We start from the raw sequence: 22,745 nt of genomic DNA, 5'->3' as shown, positions 1-22,745 counted from the left end.
GACCGCTTTGTTTTTGATCGCCTATGGCGGCTACTTTTAGGAAAAAGTTATATCTTAATAGCTATTATATATTTCTGACCATAACCAGGTCAGAAGGTTAAATCCGGTGGCGAAAAAGGAGAAGAAACCAAAAGGAAAGCCAGAGCCTAAGAAATAACCCTGTTAAATCTGATTTTTTTCTTCATGGGTTTTAGATTTACAAGTTGCCCGCTTTCTATACTGAGAATCTTGAGGCTTGATTGGCAGGCGTTACCAGTAGATCTCACCTATTCCCTACCTCGAACCATTCCTTGAATTTGCTTTGTTTTAACTCGTCTATGGTAGCTATTTTAACGGAAAAAAAGTAAATAGAGGATTGCTCCCCTATTTCTCGTGTATCACGATGTTTCCGCCCTGTAGCTCGCCTGTTGCGCTGTGGTAAACCAGTCCGTCTTTATCAAGCACTGTTATCTTGTAGGTATCAGGGCTGCCGCTGGCTTCATTATCAACCGCTTCTACTGTGAACTGGAAGTTGCCGCTGCTTTCTGGCTGGAGCAGGCCAGTTGTGGGATCATATATCTGGAGTGCGGCTTTCCCCTGGAAGCTAGAGGTACTGCCCTTTATGGCAAGACCGATCCAGGCGTTGCTTTTTACAATGTAATCAAACCCGTTCTGGCGGTACACATAGACGGAGTTGCCCTGGACTTTATCTTTCTTGTTATACCTCACTGTGAAGCCAAAGCTGCCGCGGCTTCCTGTGGAGTCGTTAATCCATCCGCCGCCTGTTGTGAATTTCCCTGTTGGCTCGTACACGATAAGCGGGGTCGGGGAAGATGTGCTCGGACTGTAATAATCGTTTGGTACAATCCTGGCGATTACCATGTAGTCATCCACAGGGAGGTTATTGATTGTTGCTTGAGCAGTTCCTACACCAGTACCAGACGAAGTGACTGAAACTGATGCAACTCCAGGCACTATGGCAACTGGGTTTGAATATGAGAGATCGCTGCTCTTATAGATCGTGAAATTTACCTTTACCTTGGTTAAGTCGCCGTAGTCAGTGTCAATTTCATTAAGTGTAGCCCTGAGATTGATCGAGCCTGCTGATTTCGGGACAATGGTGTCGCCAGTATATGCAACATTAACGTCTTCGCTGGTAATTGAGAATGGTTTTGTGTCATTGCTTGAGCTATAATTAGCATCACCAGCAAACTCTGCTTTGACATCGTAGCTTCCAGCAGGCTGGTTGAGCTTAAGAGTTGCTGAGGCTATGCCATCTGGCCCTGTAGTTGCAGTTGCTGTTTGAGCGCCAAGGGTGAAGTTGATGGATTTGCCTGAAATGGGATTATTGTTTCCAGAATCATTCAACTGTGCTCTGAGAGTAACTGGGTCCGAGTACTGAGCGGTCAGGTCTCCGATATACTCAAGTTTGGTGGCACCGTTCATTACAGTTAAAGTTACATCAATGCTATCACTTCCAGTTATAGCAGTAGCAACAATTCTTCCTGAATATGTTCCAGCTTTTGCATCTTGAGGTACGTTAATTGTTGCATTGAACTGCTTTGAGCCGGCAAGAGGAACTTCAAGCAGGTTTGGTTCGATTGTTATATTAGTTGCATATATAACGTCTCCTGATGCTGTCTTTAAGGAAGTGGCAGTTATAGAGACCCACTTTGAGACCTGGGGATTGGGACCAGGATTGGCTGATATTATGTAGTCTGGCTCTCCTCCTATTGAAGTTTCATTGTAGACAAGGTAATAATTGCCATCGTATTCAGCGTAGAGATTTTCGTTAACCGGGAACAGCCCTGTACCTGGAGGGTCATCAACAATGAATGTTTTGCTTATTTGCTGTCCTGTACTTGCTGTTTCAGTCCATGTATCTGGCAGTAATGTGATCAGGCCTTGCCCCTGAACAACCTTGAAGGTTTCTTCAGCTTCTCTGCTGAATCTATCACCTTCGGAAGTAATTCCTGTTGCTGAGGCTTCAATCTTGTAATCTCCTACCCGCAAAGTATTGACGAAATAGTTGGCATAGACGCCATCGTTCGCTGCTCCATCTCCATGTCCGCCATCATCGTACAAAATGATGTTTTCAGTAGAACCGCCTGGCAGAGTAATATTTGCATTAACATTTGCATTAACAATAGGCGAGCCATCTTCTGTTAAACTTGCAGTTATTTTTACAGTCTCTCCCTGATTGTACTGGTCTTTATCTGTTGATAACGACATTGAAAGTCTTGTTGATGCCCTTACAATTGCTGTAACTTTTTCTCCACCTGCAGGAATATCCTTTCCTGTTATCTCCATATTCCATTCTCCTGGATCTGGATTATTAACCCTGTAGAATTTATATGTCGGTCCAGCAACATATTCTATATCTGGATCTGTTGCTGCTACACTTGGATCTATCCTACTTCCATCTGGTTTATACAAAACTAAATCAACATCGCTCCCCCCCCAACTGATTCCAAATGTTGCCTCTTTTATTTTTTGATCAATCCAAACAGGTATATTGATTATTTGGTTTAATAATATAGTAAAAGATCTTTTGAGTACTGTTCCCCATCCTATTACTTCTCCAACTATTGAGTTGTATATCTCTTGCAATTGCGAAGAAGTGGGTGAATAATAGTACTTACCCCCTGTCTCAGATGCTATTATTTCCATCAGGTTTTTATCAACATAAGAGCCTAAACCAATTGTGTATACTTTTATATTCTGGCTTTTTATGGCTGGCAGAACATTGTTTGGATGCTCTCCTGTATTATGGTATCCGTCTGAAAGCAGAACCATTGCCCAAGGATAAGTTACATCTCCATAGGCTAGTAAGTCGTTGTATCCATATCTCAAGCCATAACCAATCGCAGTGCCTCCACTAGCATAAATTCCATCTATTTTATTCTTTATAGTGGTCTTTACTTCGGGTGTTAGTTCTGTTAGATGGTAATCGTATCTTGCAGAACTGGCAAAGGAGACAACCCCTTCTTTATCCCCATCCCTCATGTAATCTGTAAAGAGCTTCGCTGAATTCTTTGCATCAGTTATCGCCCTCCCTCCCATGCTTCCAGAGCGGTCTATGATTAGCATCACATCTGCTTTTCCTTTCGTGTAAATCACAGCTTCTTGTTCTGTATCAGTTATTGTTATTCCCTTGTAATTCAAAATAACTTCTAAATCGTATTTTCTTGGAGATTCCTGTTGCGGCGGTGTAACATCGAAGACATATCTTCCTGGGATTGATGTGTCAATCAAGCTTACTGTTGCTGTTTTTTCGCCAATTTTGATTGTGAAGTTATCCTTTATTAATCCTGTTATAGGGGTATCTCCCTTTCTAGCCTCAACTGTAACTTGAATATGGCTCGGATTGTCATAAGCACCCGCAGACAATGGAGTGGATTGGATTGGAGAAATTATATTGATAGCATGAGGATACTGGTAATCAGGCATTCCATGACTATTAAAGATGGATTTCATTTCTACCTCATTATTATTGCATCGGAAGAACCAGCCATCCCAAAATTCATGAATATTATATACATGGTGGTTATTTGTCTGATAGTTCCTCAAAACATCCCATATCTCATCAAAACCAAGAGCAAGTTGATCGGTAGGTTCATTTGCGGGATCATATATGTCCCACAAGGTACCTGCAACCGCGCCTTCTACATCTTCTCCTATGGGTGTTTGAAGTTCAAGACTGTGCTGTATAAGAACCGTTGAGCCGTCGCTAGTATCTGTGTATATTTCGTCATTTTGTACCGCACTCTGAAAAAAGGTTGCCCACCCTTCTGAAAAAGCCAAAGATACACTTACAGATTGATTCCAGCCATGATGTCCACCTGAATTAGGAATCCATTCACCATATACAGAGCGCATTATAAAATGCCCATATTCATGCAATATGACATCTTCATCCCATTCATCTGTGTCTGTAACTCCCCCAAGTATGTGTATTTCCAAAGTATTACTATCAACATATGTACCATCAGTATTTCCAGGGAACCATATTACAGTTACTTGGGGTGGAGTGTATCCTTGATCCGTTACATACTTATATCCTTCTGTGAGTATACTGTAAATATTATATGATCCAGCATCAGCAACAGGACTTGTGGTCGTGCCTATATTTATGGGACCACTAGATACATTATTAGATTGATTTGTTCTAAATGCATAGGTATTGTGGTTATTATCAACTATATTAGCAACTAAGCCGTTAGCATAAACCCTAACAAATATATCAAGTGTTGTCCCATCTTCATCGACATTATTAACTGGATCAAACTGATAGTTTCCTTGATCATCTGTGGTATTTGTTGCTAATTCCTGTTCAACTCCTGCATCAACATCAAATAACCTGACAGTTGCGCGTTTTATAGGTTGGGGGTTACCTCTATCATCATTATATAAAAATCTTCCAGATACTGTTACAGTACTATTATGAGGTATTTGATTGGAAACATAAGTAAAGTTTGATTCACCTATACGTTCTTCCATCGGAGATCTTTGTAAAACAGGTTGCTTTTTACTTACGGTTGCAGTTTCTTCGGATATAGAAATAAAGAGAGCATCTGTGGTCCCAAAAACATAGTCCTGTTGATAACTCCTCGCTGTTGCTTTAATGATATAGTTACCTTCTCGAACTACCTTAATTGAAGCATTTAATTTAACTGTCTCGTTTCTGTTGATATTACCATTCCATGATAAATCACCGCTTACTAATAAAACCCCTTCTGGTAGTAATATTTGAATAGTAGAATTTGGTGCATATTCTAATGAAGTTACACTAAACATTAAATTTACTTCTTTATTTAAGGATGAAATTTCGAGAACGGATAGATTTACACTCATAGGAGCAGCTAATTTGCTAGAATGGCCTGTATTATTATATTCGATGTTTAAATTTTGATGAATAGCGGCAGCCGGTAATATCCATCCTACTGTAATTAGCACCAATACCAATGCATATTTTTCCAAGGATTTGATTTTATTCATCCTAATATACCTCCTCTATTTGCTTTGAATGTCTACACGTTCTTCCATCGGAGGTCTTTGCAAAACAGGTTGCTTTTTACTTACGGTTGCAGTTTCTTCGGATATAGAAATAAAGAGAGCATCTGCTTTCCCCTCAGTTTCTGTAAAACTATCTACTTCTCTGAAGCTCCTAGCTAATGCCACAATAGTCCAATTTCCTGTTTTAATTGCTTTTATGAATGCTTGGATCCTTTTTGTCTCATTTTTAGCAAGGTCTCCTCTCCACGATAAGTCCCCATTGACAAGTACAAATCCCTCTGGTAATTGTATTTGAATTGATGTATTTGGAAAACTTGTATGTGGATTGACTGTAAATAGGAGTTCTACGGTTTGATTTAGTTTAGGCAAACCTTCCATCGAAAGATTCACATCTATTAAAGCTGTTGGTTTTACGGAACTTAAAATAATACTTCTGTTTAATTCTTTGTAATCTTCTAGTAACTCACCACCTTCTCTTACCCCGAATTTATCACTTCCAGCAATTAAAAGCATCGTTCTATCCTCATTCCACGGACTCCTCAATATCTCCAGCATGCCTTTTCCAGCGCCTGGATATTCCTCCGTTACCCTTGTCGCATTCGTCCTCTCATAAACATCCCTGAGCATACTATTTGTATCAAGCGTGCCCACAAGAATCAGATTATATCCAGTCTTTTCATTCTCCGTGATCTCAACATCTTTCTTAATTACTGGCACATTTCCAGTAAGATTGCGTAGATTATCTGCTATTGCCTGCGCCCCTTCCATTTCTATCTGACTTGCATTTTCTCCTACCACGACCACCACATCCTTTTCGAATAGTTTTGGATAATTGCTTAGAACTAATTCTTCTTGCTGTGGTTTTCCAACACATCCAGCGAATAATACAACTGTTAATATTACACTACTGACCAACAGCAATCTTAGATTCAAATTCGGTTTAATTGTTTTTATCATATTTTTGTATTAAATATTTAGTTTTTAAAAATACTGGCTCGTCAGCTAGCAATAATGCCAATAATATTATTCCAACCACTGTTCCAAGGGCATGCCCTCCATAAGCTATATTCTCGAACATTTTGTCCCATGCCTATCCACCATATTGTAACTTGCTATGTCCCGTTTTTAAGCGGTTACCAATCGATGCTGAGAGCAACCAAGGGGTATAATAACTTTTCGGAATTATTTAATTAATAATAATTATAATTACTTTTTTGTAATTGTTTGCAGTGAGGTGTTAGCGCTAACCGTATTTTTACGGTTGATAAGAGCTTTCACTTATTCCCCACCTCATACCAATCCTTGAAACCACTTTTCTTTAGTTCTGGATACTATGCTCTTACTTCCTACCTCAAACCACGTTTTAAAAGCGTTCTGCTTGAGCTTGTTAATTGTGACTATTTTTACCGTTAAATCTCTGTATAGCCTATCCTTCCTTAACCTTAAATGCGGGTTTTGCTATAATTTTACCAGTCTATTAGCTGGAGGTCAAATGGTTGAACCACTTTTTTCATTGCTGGAGTGGGGTATTGGCGCTGACCGTATTTTTACGGTTATTGCTATGAGTCCTATTCCCCACCTCGAACCACTCCTTGAATTTGCTTTGCTAGCTCAAGCTCATCATTTAATAGGGAGCTTGCTGCAATTTTAATAGTTTTAGGCTGAGAGTCAAATGGTTAATCCAACATGCTTATTGCTGAAGTGTTAGCGTTAACCGTATTTTTTACGACTACAGCAACGGTTCTATTTATTCCCCACCCCAAACCATTCCTTGAAATTGATCTTCTTCAGCTAATCAATCGGGAGTATTTTAACTATTGAATCCTTGTCTATCTCTAGATCATTATTGAATGGGGGCTTGGTGTGATTTTAGCAGTTTTGACTGAGAGTCAAATGGTTAATCTGCCATATTTTTCATTACTGTAGCAAGATACTACTGTTAACCGTCTTTTGACGGTTATAAAATGTCTCACTTATTCCCCACCTCGAACCAATCCTTAAAACTGTTCTGCTTGGGTTAGTCTATGGTGCCTAATACCGATGTTAAAATAAAGCTAAATTTCCATAATTTTTCTTTTATTAAATCTATATAAAATGATTAATCGTGAATAAAAATCGAAAGTCTTAAATATAGCAACCGATTACTTCTGGCTGAAATACTAAAAACGGGATTATGGTGGAAAAACATGTTTAATGAGATCCATCCCATACAGTTTTTCACTTTTTTCTCGTTCCAGAGTGTGCGTTATAGAGTGACGCTGATTAAGATGGTGGCGCTGGATGTGGAAAGGTATAGGTGGAAGTGAGAAAACATGATAAGGAGTAAAGTTTGTGGAGGGCGTGCCATAGCATAAAATATCGATGAGGGGCACTATACAGGCAATATGAATCCTTGCCTCCTAGAGGTAAATGCTCAATAAAAAGAGACTGAATGAAAAGTGAATATCTATGACTATGAAAGAAGAAATAAAAAAAGAAAATTGTACGGTTCGTAGAGAAAATGTCTACTTGGAGGTGAGTTGAATGAAATTTACGATGCATCTTACGATTTTTACATTGTTCATTGCCTTTGCCATTTTTAGTCCTCTATCGATTGCTGAGGAATGCTTAGATTGTAATAATGGTATCAATATGAATGCAAATAGTATTTATGGTACTCCTGTTCCATTGTCTCAATTTGTAAAACTTTCTGGCAATGGGTATGTATCAGCAGGAATAGGTATGAGAGAAACAAGTTCAGGAACTATTGATATTAATTTGCCTACAGGATCTACTATCAAAAATGCATATTTATATTGGTCTGTGATGTCTAATTCTTATACATCTTCTCTTGCTACAGGGAATATAAATGGAAATGCAATTACTGGAAACCTTATAGCAACAACGGCAACTCCTTGTTGGAATTATAATCAAATATATAACTTTAGAGCCGATGTTACAAATTTTATCACAACCGGAAGCAATACTTTAAGCAGTTTCCCTATAGCAAATGTATTATTAGAAGGTGCCTCTCTTGTTGCCATATATGACAATCCAACTATGTCGCAGAAAACAATATTAATATACGATGGAGGAATTACTTTTGCGAATCATAAGGTTTCCACAACAATGACAGGTTTTGAGGCAACCGATTCAATAGCATCTACAACGTTTATTGTTGCAGATGGCCAACATAATTTTGCTGGACTAAATAATAAAGTATATCTTGGAGATACACTCCTCGCACAATATACATTAAACGGTGCCGGTCCCGGTTCCCAATATTGGGATACATTATCTCTTAATGTAAACATTCCAACAGGATCAACGTCTACAACGGTATCAGTGGAGAGCAGTAATGGTGATTGTTTGACCTGGGTGGCTCAGGTATTATCTGTACCTTCCTCTTCTAATCAGGCTCCGATTGCTGATGCCGGACATGACAAAACAGTATTTTCTGGAGATAGAGTAGATTTTATAGGTTCTGCCACTGGAACAATTATGGAATATCACTGGGATTTTGGAGATGGAGATAATTCAAATCAGAAAAATCCGGCTCATCGTTTTAAAGGAAGTCCATATGGAGAAAAAATATATACTGTCACTTTAACTGTGAAGGATAACAATGGAAATACGGGAGAAGATACCGCTTACGTTACAGTCAAACCATTAGAGAAAAATTTAGAAATTTCAAAGGATTATCGATATGCAAAAATAAAATCAATTTATAATTGGGTTAGCGCTAAAAAAGGATATGATGAATACGTCGTAAATAGAATTGACTATGAATATGGGGTAGGAATATTTACTGGATATATAGGATTTTCTATAGTTAACCAGGATTATTGTACCCCTATTTGTGTACCGCCACATCCAGCTTGGCATAAAGATATATTTATAATCAATACGGATATACAAGATCTGGATACAGTAGTAATAGGCAATTTTTACTTACCATTATCTTATGATACTCCGGAAGGAACATTTTATGGCATAACAGTTGAAAATGAAGACTATTCAAGTATATCTATGTTTGGATGGGACCCGGCCGAAAAATTTGCTCCATCGTGGTTAGATATATGCGAAGCAGCCCCACCGGATCCTAAGATTGGAGCCATATGTAAGGTAGCACAATTTTTCGTACTTGTTGAACCCAATGTAAATGAAGTAAAATCAATAGATTTCAATCCAAATCCAGGTTCTAATCCAGAGTATATAACACCATCAAAAACATCATTTGATGTTGCTCATATAGCGAGTCCAGGAGATCTTCGGGTCATAGATTCTCAAAATAATATTACTGGCATGGTAGATGGAAAGATTAAAGAAGACATTCCGTTTTCGTACTACAACGATATCAATAAGACTGTAATTATTATGAACCCGACGGGCGATTATATATATGAAGTTAAAGGAACAGATAATGGCAGTTATGGATTGTATGTGGCGCATGTTAATGTTACAGATTTTAACGCTACAATATATTTTAATGCCATCAATATTCCAATAACTTTAGGACAAGTTCATAGATATACTATTGATTGGGATGTTCTTTCTGAAGGAGAAAAAGGAGTTAACTTGCAAATAGATTACGAAGGTGATGATATATTTGATAGAACTGTTCAAGCGGGTTCTGTTCTGGATATAACTTCTCCACAGATTACTATCAATGTACCAACTAATGGAGGAGAGTATATTTTAAATCAAAATATACTTGCTGACTGGTCAGCTATAGATTTAGAATCTGGAATAGCATCAAAAACAGGAACAAAACAAAACGGTGAAGCCATCGATACTGCCACTGTAGGAACCAAGACCTTTACAGTAGATGCAATTGACAATGCCGGAAATTCAGCAACAAAGACAGTGTCATACAACGTAGTCTATAACTTTGCTGGCTTCTTCCAGCCAATAGACAATCTCCCATTGTGGAATTCTGTAAAGGCAGGAAGTGCTGTGCCCGTTAAGTTTAGCCTAGATGGTGATCAAGGTCTTGACATCTTCACAACAGGCTATCCAATATCACAAAAGATCGACTGCGATTTGAATGCTCTCCTCGATCCAATTGAAGAGACCGTTACAGCCGGATCGAGCAGTCTTTCATATAACGCCACCATAGACCAGTATAACTATGTCTGGAAGACGGATAAAGCTTGGACTGGCACTTGCCGCCAGCTTGTAGTACAGTTTAAAGATGGCACCTATCACCGAGCCAACTTCAAATTGTTGAAGTAACAAGAGATTTTCTTGCCAGTGCTTTTGGCTCATCGGGGTTTTCTATGTAAGTGGGGTAGGTGTACTACCCCATAAACATGTTTATAAACCATATATCCTGCTTCTGAGAATATTTTAATCATTTTATCAGTGGTCATTGTTAATGGTAATCGGCCCATAGACAGAGTCATCAAAGAATTGGATGACGTTTTTTCATCTTCTGTTTCTGTATAAGATTCTCTGTTGGTCAGTTGATGATGGAGTATACAGAGGATTTTCCTTGCTAGTACCACGATTGCTTTCTTTAATCCTTGTCTTGCCTTAAAAGGGGTACGGAATAAGTCTAATTGGCAATTTTATCTCATTCTATAAATTTAAAGGTAGAGAGAATCTGATCAATAACTTTTTGTGGTATAGGTTTAAAATTTTTTGCTTTGGTCCGGGCCAGGATTACGTAGACAAATTGATTTTTTAGTATTGTAATTCCTTTCATTTCCTCTTGTGAACGCCATGAAATGCTTATTTTTTGCGCGTCTATACTTGCATCTGTGCTATCAAATATGTAACCGCTTCCAGTGCCTATAAATGTTCCTGATTCATATCTTTGAGGACCATAAGTTACTTGACTGGGACTAAGACACACATCAAGGTCTTTTTCTTTGCACTCAAAAACTTCTATCATGAATACTGGAATACTTTTTGTTTTATCAGTATTAACCCCATAATTACTATCGTAAAAAAATGCATAAAAAAGAAGCCGAGAATTATTAGCCAGCCTTTTTGTTTCATAATCCTTCTCAATAGCTAATTTATCGGTAAAGTATTTGATTGCAAAATTATATTTCTCGTTCTTATAAACCTCCAGTTCGACAGGTCTCGCTTCAATAGATTCTGGTGGAAGCTGCACCACCATTTTCTGAGAAATTGACTTTTGAGAAGACAGATAAATTAAAATTCCTCCAAAAATGAGATATGAAATAAAGGTTCCTATTACTACAAATATAAAATAGGGCTTACTAAACCACTCCACAAATTTCTTTTTTGGTTGTTCAATAAATGGCTGTTTCCCTTTAATTAACAGCCCAAGAAAAATAATGTAAATGAAGGAAAAAGAAATTATAACTGAAGATTTAAACAAAAAACCTGCTATAATACCAAAAAAGAACCAAAGAGTAAAAATGGCGAAACCTGTATACCAAGCCCATTTTTCTCTTTTTATTAAACCGCGAGCAAGGGTTAAATCCACTAAACCGCTAAGAAATTGCTGAGTAATATAAAGGCCTGATAATAAGGAAACTGTATGAGTAAATATAGATTGTATTAATAAAAGAACTCCGATTACTATACTAAACCAACCCAAAAATTTTAAAATCCGCGATAAAATTTCTATATATTTCATAATAATTTGGTTTAAAATCAAATCGTTCTTTTATTCTAGCACAGGATTAGAAGTCCAACAATAAAAACTGGTGTAACTATTCAGTCTTTTCCAAATCCGCATATGACTCTAACCCATAATCGGCTCTTAATACGGGTTTCGCTATAATTAGCAATCTATTATCTGAAGGTTAACAATCAATCCACCACTGGGTTTTTATCTCTACTAATCGTACTTTTACGGTTATAGCAATCCATCCTTACCTCCTCCCTGCCTCAAACCAACTCTTGAAACTGGTCTGCTTGAGTTCATCAATTGTGGTTTTCACCAATAAATCCGCATCTGGCTCTAGCTCATCATTGGCTCTTGATACTGGTCTAGCTGTAATTTTACCAGTCTATTAGCTAGAGGTCAAATGGTTAACCCACCGTGTTTATTGCTGAAGTTATGAGCATATAACTTCATCATTAAGAGGTATGAACTAAAGTGGACTGCTTTGTCAATATAGTGAACCCCAGCTACGATTATATTATTTTAACATTACTTGAATATCTCTGCAAGAGGCAGTTAATCGTATGCAATCATACTTGCATTGGTTAAGTGGGGTAATTTGAGAAAATAAGCCTTGGTTCATAGTTGTCTTTAGTTTTTGCCTCCTTGCTGATCGTGAGGTGTTAGCTTTGACCGTATTTTTACTGTTATAGTGAGAAGCATCACTTATTCCCTATCCTAACCCACTCTTTAAAATTGCTCTGCTTGAGTTCGTCAATTGTGGCAAGATATTAGCGTTGACCGTATTTTTACGGCTATGGCATTGGCGTCCTCGCTTGTTCCCCGCCTCGAATCAATCCTTGAAACTACTGTGTTTCAGATAATCAATTGTGAGCATTTTATTTGTTGAATCCTTGTCTAGCTCAATCTCATCATTTAATTGTAGGCTCACTGTAATTTTAGTAATCTATTGGCTTGGAGTCAAATGGTTAATCTACCGTGTTCATGTCATAGTTTGGCAGTTAAGGAGAACCAATCGTATTTTTACGGTTGTGGTGATGGGGTTTTATTTATTCCCACCTCGAATCATTCTTTAAAACTGCTCTGATTTATCTCATCGATGGTTGCTATTTTAACTTAAATCCGTAATCAGGCTCAATCTCATCATTGAATGGAGTCTCGCTATAATTTTAACAGGTTTTGGCTTGGGATCAAATGGTTAATCAACAATGGTTAATCAACCGTGTTCGTTGCTGAACTGTTAGTACTGATCGTATTTTTATGGTTATGGCACCCTTACTTATGTAAGATAACCAAGGAACTGTTGGTAAGCGACATCACCAACATTCCGGGCAATTATTATCTAATGACATTTTTAGAACCTAAGATTTAACACTATTCCCTATCGCATAAATACCTTTCTATTATACAGTGCTGCCCGATTGTGTTTTTGTGTTTGTGCGGCTGGACACATATTTCATGCCCATAACTATATATAGACGTAAAGACTTTGTATAGACTAACAAGAGGAGGAAATAAAATGGTTGATAACCTGAAAGAAATGAAGGTTGGAGATATAAAAGAGACCCGCTCACATTCAGAATGGCTGAAATGGGTAGGAAAGAATATCACGAAGGACTACTAACATGAAAACGAATTGTGATTCTTGCGGGGCTGAGGTGAGATTGGCTGATATGCCTTCCCCGTACGAGGTTGAACCGAGAAATGAAAACAACGAAAGAAGGATTCTTTGCCTCGAGTGCCAGGGAAAAAGGAGCAAACGCTTTTCCTTCATCGGATTGGAGGTCATTGAGAGCATCCCGAAAGCAAGCGGAAACGGAGCGGTCGTTTACGTTCCGAAGAAATGGACTGGCTCCCCTGTAGCCGTGGTCCTGCTTCAGCAATATAATAGGACGCGGGAGGCGATATTTCAGACCATTCGTATGATACCAGAGAAGACGGTTTTGTCATATATGGAGTTGTGCAACATCTTTCCTTTAGAACATCCTGAGGACATTGTGAAACATTTAGAGGAGCTGCTTCGAGAGGAGAGAATTTTAGGAAGTGTGACCGAAGGCTTCAGAGCAAACCCGAACTATAATTAATTATACTGTTATACCATGTATGGTTTACTGACATGGCTATGCCCCAAATATAGATTTGTGTTCTTCTACTTATGGAGGCGTCTTGTGGCGCAAACGTAATTATATGACGAAAATAAAATAGCTTTAAATATATTTATTAACAATACAGCACTTAACAGAGTATAGGTGATTGTTTTGGAATCTGCTGCCGAATTCATGGACCGGAAACGTGATGAGTTTGAAAGTAAGAAGATTGTTAAAGCAAAGGATATTGGTCGTAAAGGATGGCTTCTCTTTGAAAGGGAGGCTTACACATTTATTCAACAGTCTAACTTGGATGAAAAAGTGTTCCTGGTCGAAAGACTTAGATTAAAAGAAATTATTGGAAAGGCAGTTCACCCTTCATCCAAAGTTGGGAATGTCGTATATAGAATAGCTTATTACATTATTGCCAAGAATGGTAAAAGGAACGGTAAATGGGCGTGGGGTCAATTCTGTCCGTTTGTTCCTCAGGACGATTTCGCCAAACTGATGGATAAGGCAAAGAACGAAGGCACGATTATAGATGAGTTCCCTATATAACAGGGCTGTTGAGCTAATCATTCTTCTATAATATCGAGGTTGTTCCGATTTATCCAAGGTGTTATTTCCCCTCTACCCCTAGAGGTTCATCATCGGGGTACAAGGTACACGCATCACGTACGTCTGGTGGATGAATCCTCAGTTTAGCGTAATCCCCATATATCTCTACTATAATACCAAGATCGCCAGTGTCCTTCACTCTTGCTAAACTACCAACTCTCATAATATCTCTGATAAGCTTAGTAGCGATAATACGGTTGTTCTTGTCCCTGTGACCGAATTTTAACTCCGAAATAAATACCGATTATGGCAGCGATAATATAGGATATAACCTCTATCACGGCATCAGGCGCGATACGCCAAATGATAGCGGCTGATATAAACAACGAAAGGAACATCCCTCCAACATTTATTGCCGCCTCAAATGGAACGAAGACCCCTTTCAAGAAGTTAATTATTAACGCTGCTACAAACATGAATGCCAGGGTGGTTATAAGTGGATCCCAGTTCGCGCCTGATAGACTGGTCGTAAAAGCTTTTGTCGTAACAGATATTATAGTGATGGCGAATATCTCTGCCATCCCTTCAACAAATACTGCGATAGTATTACTCATAGCAAGCCTACCATTGTATTAGTCTGTCTTTATTTTTCAGTCAGTATCGATCGGAGTTGTCTTAAATTACCAATCATCTAATGTCTTTGGAGTAGATGGCGGTTTTATAGTAGGCTCGTATCCACGTAGGAACTGGATAGCACGTCCTTTTTCAGTAAAGATCCCTTTTATTACATCGCCGTTGTTGTAACGGATCTCTACTTCATATCTGATGACCGGTGTTGAATTCTCTTTCTCGTTATAATTCTTGATGAAATCGATTGCTTTCTCAATCGTCGGCCATTCGAATGGTTTACCATGAAGAGGGATAACAAGGACCAAAGTAATCTGTCTTTTGACTGCCTTATCGAGCTTCTCGACAAACTCATCAATCTTTTCAGAGTTAAGCTCAACGAGTTTCGCTGCCACCCTCTTATGACCGCTGACATCCAATCTTTCCCATTTATCAACTTTCTCTGCAAACTCATCTTCGGGTGTATCTTCATCAAAATCAGCATCTATACCAACAGTTCGAAATGATTCAACCACAGTATTATATTCAAGATATAGTACAGTGAAACCTTGAGAGTGTAGTTGGGTTAAAGCTCCCTCAGTAAAGACACCTGCTAATATAGCTCCACAAAAAGGGGCATACTCTTGATAGGTTACAGCAAGTGGTAGTATGGCTCCCTGGATCTCCTGTACTTTGTTCCTCGAATGCTTTGTATATCGCCGCCAAGCTATCTCTATAAAAGCCACAGGTGTCCCTATACTGTTTTCACTACCGCCCTTCTCTAAAACATAATCTAAATCATGTCCGTTTCCAAATTTATCCTCCCAGGTAACTTTCTTACCTGCTCTAGCAGTTCGAAAACATTTCTTATCCAGATATAGGTCATGGCTCCTTGCAAACCTGACCAAGATTGGTTCTATAGATGCCTCTATCATATCACCAATTATTTGACCGAATTTGTGCGAATGAGATATAGCCATTTTTACCCCTTAATCCAGAGCCGCCCCTCGTGCAGTGGGATTTTATGCTTTCTATTCTTCCATTTTATATTCCGATCCCTTGTCTTCTCAAAGTAATAGGATTTGAATCCAGCAGCGACCGCTAGCTCACCTAACCATCTATCAACTGGGACGTGGACACCGTAGGGGGCTGAATCGCCGATAACGAAACAGATGTTCGAGTTATCCCTGCAGACTCTCCTCAAGGCAATCCAGGTCTTTGCAAGATCAGAGAAATACGCGGCGATCATTAAATGATAATTCTTTTTACCACCATGTAATAGCCTCTCCTTACCTAATTCCTCACATACGGAACGAAGTTCATCAATTATCGGTGTTAGGTTACTATCATTAAGTATCTCATTCAGATCATCATTTTTAGAAATCATATGTTGGGAGCAAGATCTTATTAGATGGCTCCGTATTTTATCTTGCAGGTCTCCCCATCCTTTTATCTCTCCAAAAAATGATAACTCAAGCCGGGTTGCATCAGCATAGTCGTAATTGTTAGTATAAGGTGGAGATGTAACAATCAGATCAATAGAATCATCCTCAATCTTTGAGCAAGTCCTGGCATCATCTTCATATATAACACCCCGGGGTTGCTTTACATACCGTTGAAAGTATATCATATCATCAAACATCATATCTATCTGTCGTTTAAAAGCGTCATATGGTCTGATGTTTACTTTCTTTACCTTTCTCGGCAAGACATATTGCCATGGAGCCGTGCCTGCTGCAGCTGTTGCTCTTAATATTCCTACCAGGGCGATCCATGTCAATTCTGAGATGGCAGAGCCATCGTTATAATGTATCCATGATTTCTTTAGCTTATCAAGTTCATTCAGATTATCTTTTGAGTAGCATTTATCTACCAAAGTATTATATTGGTCGGATGGCTCGTTCAAATTCCTCGCATGTGTAAGGACCCTCGTCGCGAAGTTTTTAAAATCAAGTGGATCTTCGTACCAAAGAAGTTTGGCCTTGGCTACCCTAACAACGAATGGATGGGATTCTATCCCATATGATTTAACACCGCATTCTTCTCCTGCTAAAACAGTTGTACCTGAACCGGCGAAAGGGTCGAATAAAACAATCTGGTTGTTATCTTTAAACGATTTAACAACCTCCTTTACCCACTCTGCAGAGAAGCCAGCTGAGAATCTAAACCACCGATGAACAGGGAGTTTCATATTATCTACAAAGGTAGATGTTCTATCCGTTGTTTTCTTATAAGTATCCTCCATTTCAGAAAACAATTGAGTTTGAACTAAAACAGGTGTCTCCAACTTACTAGCCATAATTTCACACCTATAATCTATTCTAACAATATAATTATTCTCCTAAATAATCTGCAGTCATAAACTGGATGGAATCTGAACAACAGAATCTATTTATATGTTATTTCGGTATAAATACTGAGAATGTTTTACAATTCTTGAAACCTTAGTTTGACAGATTGAGAGAATTCAAAAGGTTTATATTTACAAAAATCACATTGCTTCGACTGATTATTGTTAGCATAATGTATAACATCACATGCATTTATAGATTTATATAATGTATAACTTATTTGAGAAACAGCTACGGTGGGTCTATTTAATCATTAGAAAATTTGTGTTTCTGTCAAATTAGGGTTGAAAGGAGGATATAACATGAGTTTGACAGGATTGATGATCAAGGTGACAGGGGGTACCGAGCATATCATGGAGGTATATAGAGAAGCCTCTGAGACCAAAGACCTTTGGAAATCCTCCAACAAAACCTTATGGTAAAGGTTGCAGACATGCTTTTTTTATCGGTGAAGGAAGCATGTATTATGCACCCTTCAGAGAAATACTCCGTGGACCAATGCATAATGGTAGGCAATTAGATGAGAGCGAAATTGGATATTTACCAGAAGAGTTCCAAGATAACTTTGACAAACAAGATGAAATCGCTTTTTTCTTAAGATGTGGTAAAATTAGAGAGCTGGATCACGATAGAACTCTTGCTGGGATGTATTATAAAAAAACAGGCAACCCCTATATCCCTTCAGAAGTAAGGACTTCAGTGTGTTACGTAACCTTCAGGAATAGTTTAGATGCAGTGTTAATATAAACCAATAAGAGTAATCGGCAGGCTGCCAGAAGGAGGCGTTATTATCCATGCGGGACCCGCCTGCCTTACAACGAGTATTGTTTTGTTTGTATAATTAGATTGTCCTACTATATTATCGAGACCGGTACCTATAAAACACACGTTAACAAGTTCACCGGTACCTCTCACGATGCTTTTACTGGGATCTCTTTCTCCACGAGCTCGATAAAGCTTTCAGCTCTTCCCTCTCGGAAAAGCCTTGAGTGAGAGATTAAATAACGTTTAGCCTCTTCGCGACCTTCTGTATTGAGTAAATCTATGTAGAACTCCATTAGGGATGAATTCGGAATATCCTTAGCTAGAGGCATTGGGCGTTTTATTGCATTTATTATGCTCACAGCTGTAACATAGAGATCCTTCGTCATCTCTCTCCCATATCCTGGGTATTTTGCAACACTTACTTCTTTCTCCCCTATTCCCTTTTTAACTCTAATTCTAAGGTACTGGAAAGCTATTGGTACATTCCTCCCACTCGCCTTGAACATGTTCTCCATTAGAGATAATGCCCTTATTAACTCATCTGCCACGCTTTTTATGGGGTCGACATATACTTTGCATGTATTTTCGATATCTTTCAATGTCTTATTCTCCATCCACCCATACCAAATGGCATAAGCCGTATATTCGGAGTTACCGACTTCTATAATTCCTCTTCTTCCGAAAAATTGTTCAACTTCTGGAGATGACTCACGTTGTTTTTTATATAAACCGAATCCAGTTGCCTCATTAAGTGTTTTAATCAGCATGTATACAGTATCGAATGTTGGTGCAAGACCTTGTTCTTTAATATACTCCTCGATTCTCTGGAATGCAGTCAGTGGGTATGCTACGTAACTGTGCATTAAGAATTCAACAGTCACTTCACCAAGAGGAGTTAGTTTATATCCAGCCGCACCTTCATCTCTGATGAACTTATTGCCAATTAGCCAAGTTACGTGCTCCTTTATTTTTTCTATAAGATTATACGTCCCAAATAGATTTCTTTTTGTTTGGAATGTATTAAAGGAGTTCTCAAAGAAGCTTATTATGTTGGTATATCGATTTCTCTCGGCATATATTAGTTCTAATATTGCTTTTCGGAAGTAATCATCATATGCAATATGAGAATATGCATTTTCTAGTTGCTTCCCAAAATACTTGCTGCGTATCTGCATCTCATTCGCAGTTGAATTTGCAACCACATATGCATATCCTATTTTTTCACCGTCTCCACAAAATTGGGGGCGTCCGGCCCTTCCGATCATCTGTATATACATATAGACTGGTAAGAAGTCATCTCCCAACCTTAGATCATTAATAACTACGGATTTTGTTGGAGAATTAAAACCAACAGCCAGGGTGGTTGTTGCAAATAGCCAATCTATCATGCCACTATTAAATCTTGTCTCTACAAAGGTCCTTATATCCATATCTAAAAGTGCGTTATGGAATCCGACTTTGTATGCCAGACATTGGGATAATAGCTCCTCGTTTTCAGTAAGTTCCCTGCCAAGGATGGCCTCCATCTCTTTTCGGATATTCTCGACTTTATATTCATTACCTAAATTAGTTCTGAGTTTATTTTTATGGACGTACTCCGCCATATCCCTTGCTCTTGAAGCTGTATTCGGTTTAGTATTACAGAAAATAAGATATGGATGGTTATCAAGTTTAATCAAGCATTTATAAAGTTCTTTTTGTCTGTTAGTACTTGCCACGTCATATACCGGTATAACATCTTCTTTTAATTTGATCTGTCGGTTCTCCTCCGGAATATTAACCAGTAAAGCACTCCCTAGCCACTCAGCAACCTCCTTTTTGTCCTCAAAAGTGGCAGATAGACAAATCAGCCTTAAATTAAATTCTTTAGATAAAATTAGACTCTTCTCTAGAATAAACCCCCTTAGCCGATCATATAATAAATGGAACTCATCAACGATAGCTAGATTGAATCCCCTTGTAAGCGTTGGATTTTTGAGAGTATTAAAGAAGAACGTTTCGACTGTGGTAATGAGAACATGTGCTTCGTCCCATGCATCCTCGCCGGTTGAATCTGCGATAAGGTAATGCTTCTTTTCATTGAGATACTTGAAATCATTCATCTTTTCGGTAACAAGTGCCTTTGATGGAACTAAGTATAATACTCTGCCACCAGATTTTAGGGTCCTATAAATTGCCAGTTCAGCCGTGAATGTTTTTCCAGTAGATGTTGGTGCTATAATTATATAGTTATTATTATTCTCTAACAATCCCTGCTCAATAGCTTTCTCTTGAGGGGGACGAAGTGACTCATATCCTTTTAAGCTCAATAACTCTGCAATTACCTCATCCGTTTTCATATAATCCTCCAAGAGGAACCACTTTCCTCTTCATAGTCCACCACGGGACGTCTCCTTCAGTTTGCGTACGAATTACAAACTATGTCTGCTTTTAACTTTACTCCCCCTCACATGCTTTTTTAGTATATATAATCACATTATCCCCTGCATCCCCTACTTCATATATGCCTATACGCTTAGGTACAAGAAACGATTGCGAAAGCATGTGTAAATCATATGAGGCAACACTGGCAAGACTTGAAGCAGAAAGAGAGAAGCGCGGATTGCTATAGAACCTATCACAAAGGCCCCTCATGCCTGCTCTCTTTTTAACTGGACACCATCCCATAGCCTCCCCGGAAATCAGTGTATTCTGGGTATCCTTTGGTAGGGTGAATGTGTAAATCTATCGTTGCTCAAGCTATCTATCCATTGAATCAATTTTTAAATACACTTAAGTTTCACCAGAGCCGGTTACATATTTTTCTTCAGGTTGAGCTAACTGTGCCTGCGGCGTACACGCACCAATTTGAAGATTTGTGAGACCACTGCTAATTTTGCTCAGATGCGCACTCATTTCAATATGAGAATTGTTTAACAGTTTGATGGCTTTTGAGTATCGTCCTTCAAGTTCTCCCTGTAATGCTTTAACGCTAGCCTGAGCAACCTGTAGATGCGCATCCAGTTTCTCTAGGTCAATGTTCTGAGATGTTTTTAACACCGTTTGGAAAACTAATAAGAGATAGGGAACGAACATACTATAACTGACAAGTACTATATTCTGCTGAAAAACATCAGCTTGAATGCCATTACACATGCCATAAACTGCATCAGGAACTGCTACAATGCCAAAGTTCACAGTTAAGCTAGGATTTATGTACTTTTTGACCTCTTTGGCCTTGTTCAGGATAACAGACTCGATTTGAGTCTTTAACTCTTGCTGCTCATCGATATCTTCACAACTAGCAAGCTGTTCTAACTGGCTGGTTGCAGGCCATTTACTATCAATTGGTACAATAAGGTTGTTAGGCAATCGAAGCCCGAACTCAACATGCTTGTTGCCCACTTTAAAATTTCGTACTTGCCAATCAGGTGGAAGTTTGGCAAAAACAACCTCAAGTATATTCTCACCTGCAGCACCTTTTGTAGAAGTACCTGCAATAATTGTTTCCAATCGCTTAATGGATTCAGCCGTCCGTTGCTCAACATCTTGACGAGCCTTCACATGGGCCTGGAGTTCTGTCAAGCTATTCTTTGTCTGTGAGATTTCATTATGCATGGCTGTTGTTGCCTCGATAAGATTCTTGGTGGCAGTGTTAGTGGCAGTGCTACTCTCAGCCAACCTGATCTCCAATGCCTGGATTTTTTGGCTCTCTGTATTCTGATTCTGTTCTATTGTGGAGACTCGTTCAATTAGTCCTTTAAGTTCGGTTTGAACTCCGCTGACAGCCGGTATAATTGGCTCTAAATGAGAGAGTTTTTCCATCATTACTGCAATATCAGTAGCGGCTGAAGAATTGATACTGCCCTGAGGCTTGCGGAATTGTAGATATAGCAGAAGCAAAATTGCCCCTAAGAGCACGACTATCGCTATAATTCCGATGAGTATTATATCCATAATCCTTCTCAGAGATTTATGCTTGGTAGGTATAAAACTATCTACCGACCTCTCGACTCAGAGTTATCCTGACACCGTAACAGTGAGTTTTGAAAACCTATTTCACCTTCTCCTCTAATTCATTTGAGATGCAAATTATACCTACTTAAACCACCTGAGCAGAGAATCTACTATTTTCTCAAGCCAGCTTATTCTATCCTCTTGATGTTTGATACTTTTCTCCGTTTGATTTAGTCTCTCTTTTAACTCAGATATCTCCTGCTTTAATTCGGCTTCATCTGTAGGCGTTACAGTGGAAGGATCAGAACAAGAGGCTTGCCAGCTATATGGATCAAACTCAGATGGAGGAATATACATAACCTCAGCATAGCCCTTACATAATAGCTCTTTATTTAAATTCTCGCCATTGATATAAATTACAGCTAGAGTTCTCCCGTATTTGTCTTTTGGCTTCTTATTATCAACATCCAGGTAGATTTGTTTACCGTTGATTCTGTCCGCAACATAGGATTTAGCCTCAAGTGCTCCCACCTGTCCAATCTCAGGGGTATTGATGCCAACAAAGCGCACTTTCTCCTGGTAATCAACATAAATGGTGTCACCATCAACAATTGATGTAACATTCGCTAATCTATCAACTGGAGCATATGCGGTGGGTGCTGGCGTGGATACCGTGGGTGTAGCTGAATGTGCTGGAGTGAGGGAAGGCGTTGCAGTTTGAATTGGTGTTGGAGTTGTAGTAGCTGTTAATGTAACAGTTGGTTTAACTGTAAATATTGGAGTAGAAGAAGGTATTGGGGTTTTCAGTACTTCCGATCGGTCGTAGTTCCGAATAGTATCCTGAATCATATTTGTGCTAAGCGA

General features: G+C 38.7%; 16 protein-coding genes. 5 read left to right on the top strand and 11 right to left on the bottom strand.

Annotated elements, in window-relative coordinates; translation table 11 throughout:
• Positions 1–363: 363 nt before the first annotated feature.
• From ANME2D_RS11790 to ANME2D_RS18145, 3 genes are read right to left on the bottom strand one after another with little or no spacing between them, the layout of a single operon-like run.
• Complete coding sequence (locus tag ANME2D_RS11790; protein WP_048092040.1) at positions 364–4,977, bottom strand: VWA domain-containing protein; 4,614 nt, start codon at positions 4,975–4,977, stop codon at positions 364–366.
• 15 nt (positions 4,978–4,992) lie between these two features.
• Positions 4,993–5,952, bottom strand: coding sequence for a hypothetical protein (locus ANME2D_RS11785; protein ID WP_048092036.1), 960 nt, complete (start codon positions 5,950–5,952; stop codon positions 4,993–4,995).
• A complete protein-coding gene (locus tag ANME2D_RS18145) occupies positions 5,936–6,073 on the bottom strand; it encodes a hypothetical protein (RefSeq protein ID WP_157834103.1) in 138 nt (45 codons plus the stop codon). Before ANME2D_RS18145 ends, ANME2D_RS11785 begins: the two co-directional genes overlap by 17 nt.
• 414 nt (positions 6,074–6,487) lie before the next feature.
• Here ANME2D_RS18145 and ANME2D_RS18140 point away from each other — a divergent pair, with 414 nt between their 5' ends.
• Together ANME2D_RS18140 and ANME2D_RS11780 are read left to right on the top strand one after the other, a co-directional pair.
• On the top strand, positions 6,488–6,646 hold the full coding sequence (locus ANME2D_RS18140; RefSeq protein WP_157834102.1) for a hypothetical protein: 159 nt from the start codon (positions 6,488–6,490) through the stop codon (positions 6,644–6,646).
• 872 nt (positions 6,647–7,518) lie between these two features.
• On the top strand, positions 7,519–10,209 hold the full coding sequence (locus tag ANME2D_RS11780) for a PxKF domain-containing protein (RefSeq protein WP_048092035.1): 2,691 nt from the start codon (positions 7,519–7,521) through the stop codon (positions 10,207–10,209).
• Between the two features lie 340 nt (positions 10,210–10,549).
• On the opposite strand, the gene ANME2D_RS11775 is transcribed toward ANME2D_RS11780, so the two are convergent.
• Positions 10,550–11,587, bottom strand: a complete 1,038-nt coding sequence (locus ANME2D_RS11775; RefSeq protein ID WP_048092033.1) for a hypothetical protein — start codon at positions 11,585–11,587, stop codon at positions 10,550–10,552.
• A gap of 1,616 nt (positions 11,588–13,203) precedes the next feature.
• On the opposite strand from ANME2D_RS11775, the gene ANME2D_RS11770 reads away from it, so the two are divergent.
• Both ANME2D_RS11770 and ANME2D_RS11765 read left to right on the top strand, forming a co-directional pair.
• Positions 13,204–13,662, top strand: coding sequence for a DUF2080 family transposase-associated protein (locus ANME2D_RS11770; protein ID WP_048092031.1), 459 nt, complete (start codon positions 13,204–13,206; stop codon positions 13,660–13,662).
• A gap of 174 nt (positions 13,663–13,836) precedes the next feature.
• Positions 13,837–14,223: a hypothetical protein gene (locus tag ANME2D_RS11765; RefSeq protein WP_157834101.1), complete on the top strand. Its 387-nt coding sequence runs from the start codon at positions 13,837–13,839 to the stop codon at positions 14,221–14,223.
• 239 nt (positions 14,224–14,462) lie between these two features.
• Here the strand turns inward: ANME2D_RS11765 and ANME2D_RS11760 are convergent, their stop codons facing one another.
• The 3 genes from ANME2D_RS11760 to ANME2D_RS11750 all read right to left on the bottom strand — a co-directional run bounded on the left by ANME2D_RS11760 (position 14,463) and on the right by ANME2D_RS11750 (position 17,128).
• The gene (locus ANME2D_RS11760; protein WP_048092027.1) at positions 14,463–14,837 is read right to left on the bottom strand and encodes a hypothetical protein; all 375 of its coding nucleotides are present in this window, start codon (positions 14,835–14,837) and stop codon (positions 14,463–14,465) included.
• A 66-nt stretch (positions 14,838–14,903) separates the two neighbouring features.
• A complete protein-coding gene (locus ANME2D_RS11755; protein ID WP_048092025.1) occupies positions 14,904–15,809 on the bottom strand; it encodes a hypothetical protein in 906 nt (301 codons plus the stop codon).
• 2 nt (positions 15,810–15,811) lie between these two features.
• A complete protein-coding gene (locus ANME2D_RS11750; RefSeq protein WP_198527420.1) occupies positions 15,812–17,128 on the bottom strand; it encodes a DNA methyltransferase in 1,317 nt (438 codons plus the stop codon).
• Between the two features lie 511 nt (positions 17,129–17,639).
• Between ANME2D_RS11750 and ANME2D_RS11745 the strand changes: the two genes are divergently transcribed.
• Entirely contained in the window at positions 17,640–17,927 is a 288-nt protein-coding gene (locus tag ANME2D_RS11745; protein WP_048092021.1) for a hypothetical protein, read from the top strand.
• A 164-nt stretch (positions 17,928–18,091) separates the two neighbouring features.
• Here the strand turns inward: ANME2D_RS11745 and ANME2D_RS11740 are convergent, their stop codons facing one another.
• From ANME2D_RS11740 to ANME2D_RS16990, 4 genes are all read right to left on the bottom strand, one after another.
• Positions 18,092–20,284: a DEAD/DEAH box helicase gene (locus ANME2D_RS11740; protein ID WP_048092019.1), complete on the bottom strand. Its 2,193-nt coding sequence runs from the start codon at positions 20,282–20,284 to the stop codon at positions 18,092–18,094.
• Positions 20,285–20,381: 97 nt separating this feature from the next.
• Complete coding sequence (locus tag ANME2D_RS11735; protein ID WP_048092017.1) at positions 20,382–20,612, bottom strand: hypothetical protein; 231 nt, start codon at positions 20,610–20,612, stop codon at positions 20,382–20,384.
• Between the two features lie 105 nt (positions 20,613–20,717).
• Positions 20,718–21,881, bottom strand: coding sequence for a DNA recombination protein RmuC (rmuC, locus tag ANME2D_RS11730; RefSeq protein WP_048092015.1), 1,164 nt, complete (start codon positions 21,879–21,881; stop codon positions 20,718–20,720).
• 141 nt (positions 21,882–22,022) lie between these two features.
• The coding region (locus ANME2D_RS16990) for a thermonuclease family protein (RefSeq protein WP_206741775.1) at positions 22,023–22,745 on the bottom strand (723 nt) is incomplete at its 5' end.

Source organism: Candidatus Methanoperedens nitratireducens, assembly GCF_000685155.1.
Taxonomy (GTDB): domain Archaea; phylum Halobacteriota; class Methanosarcinia; order Methanosarcinales; family Methanoperedenaceae; genus Methanoperedens; species Methanoperedens nitratireducens.
Note: the sequence above shows the minus strand (reverse complement) of the source record. Positions and strands in the feature narration are given on the sequence as shown.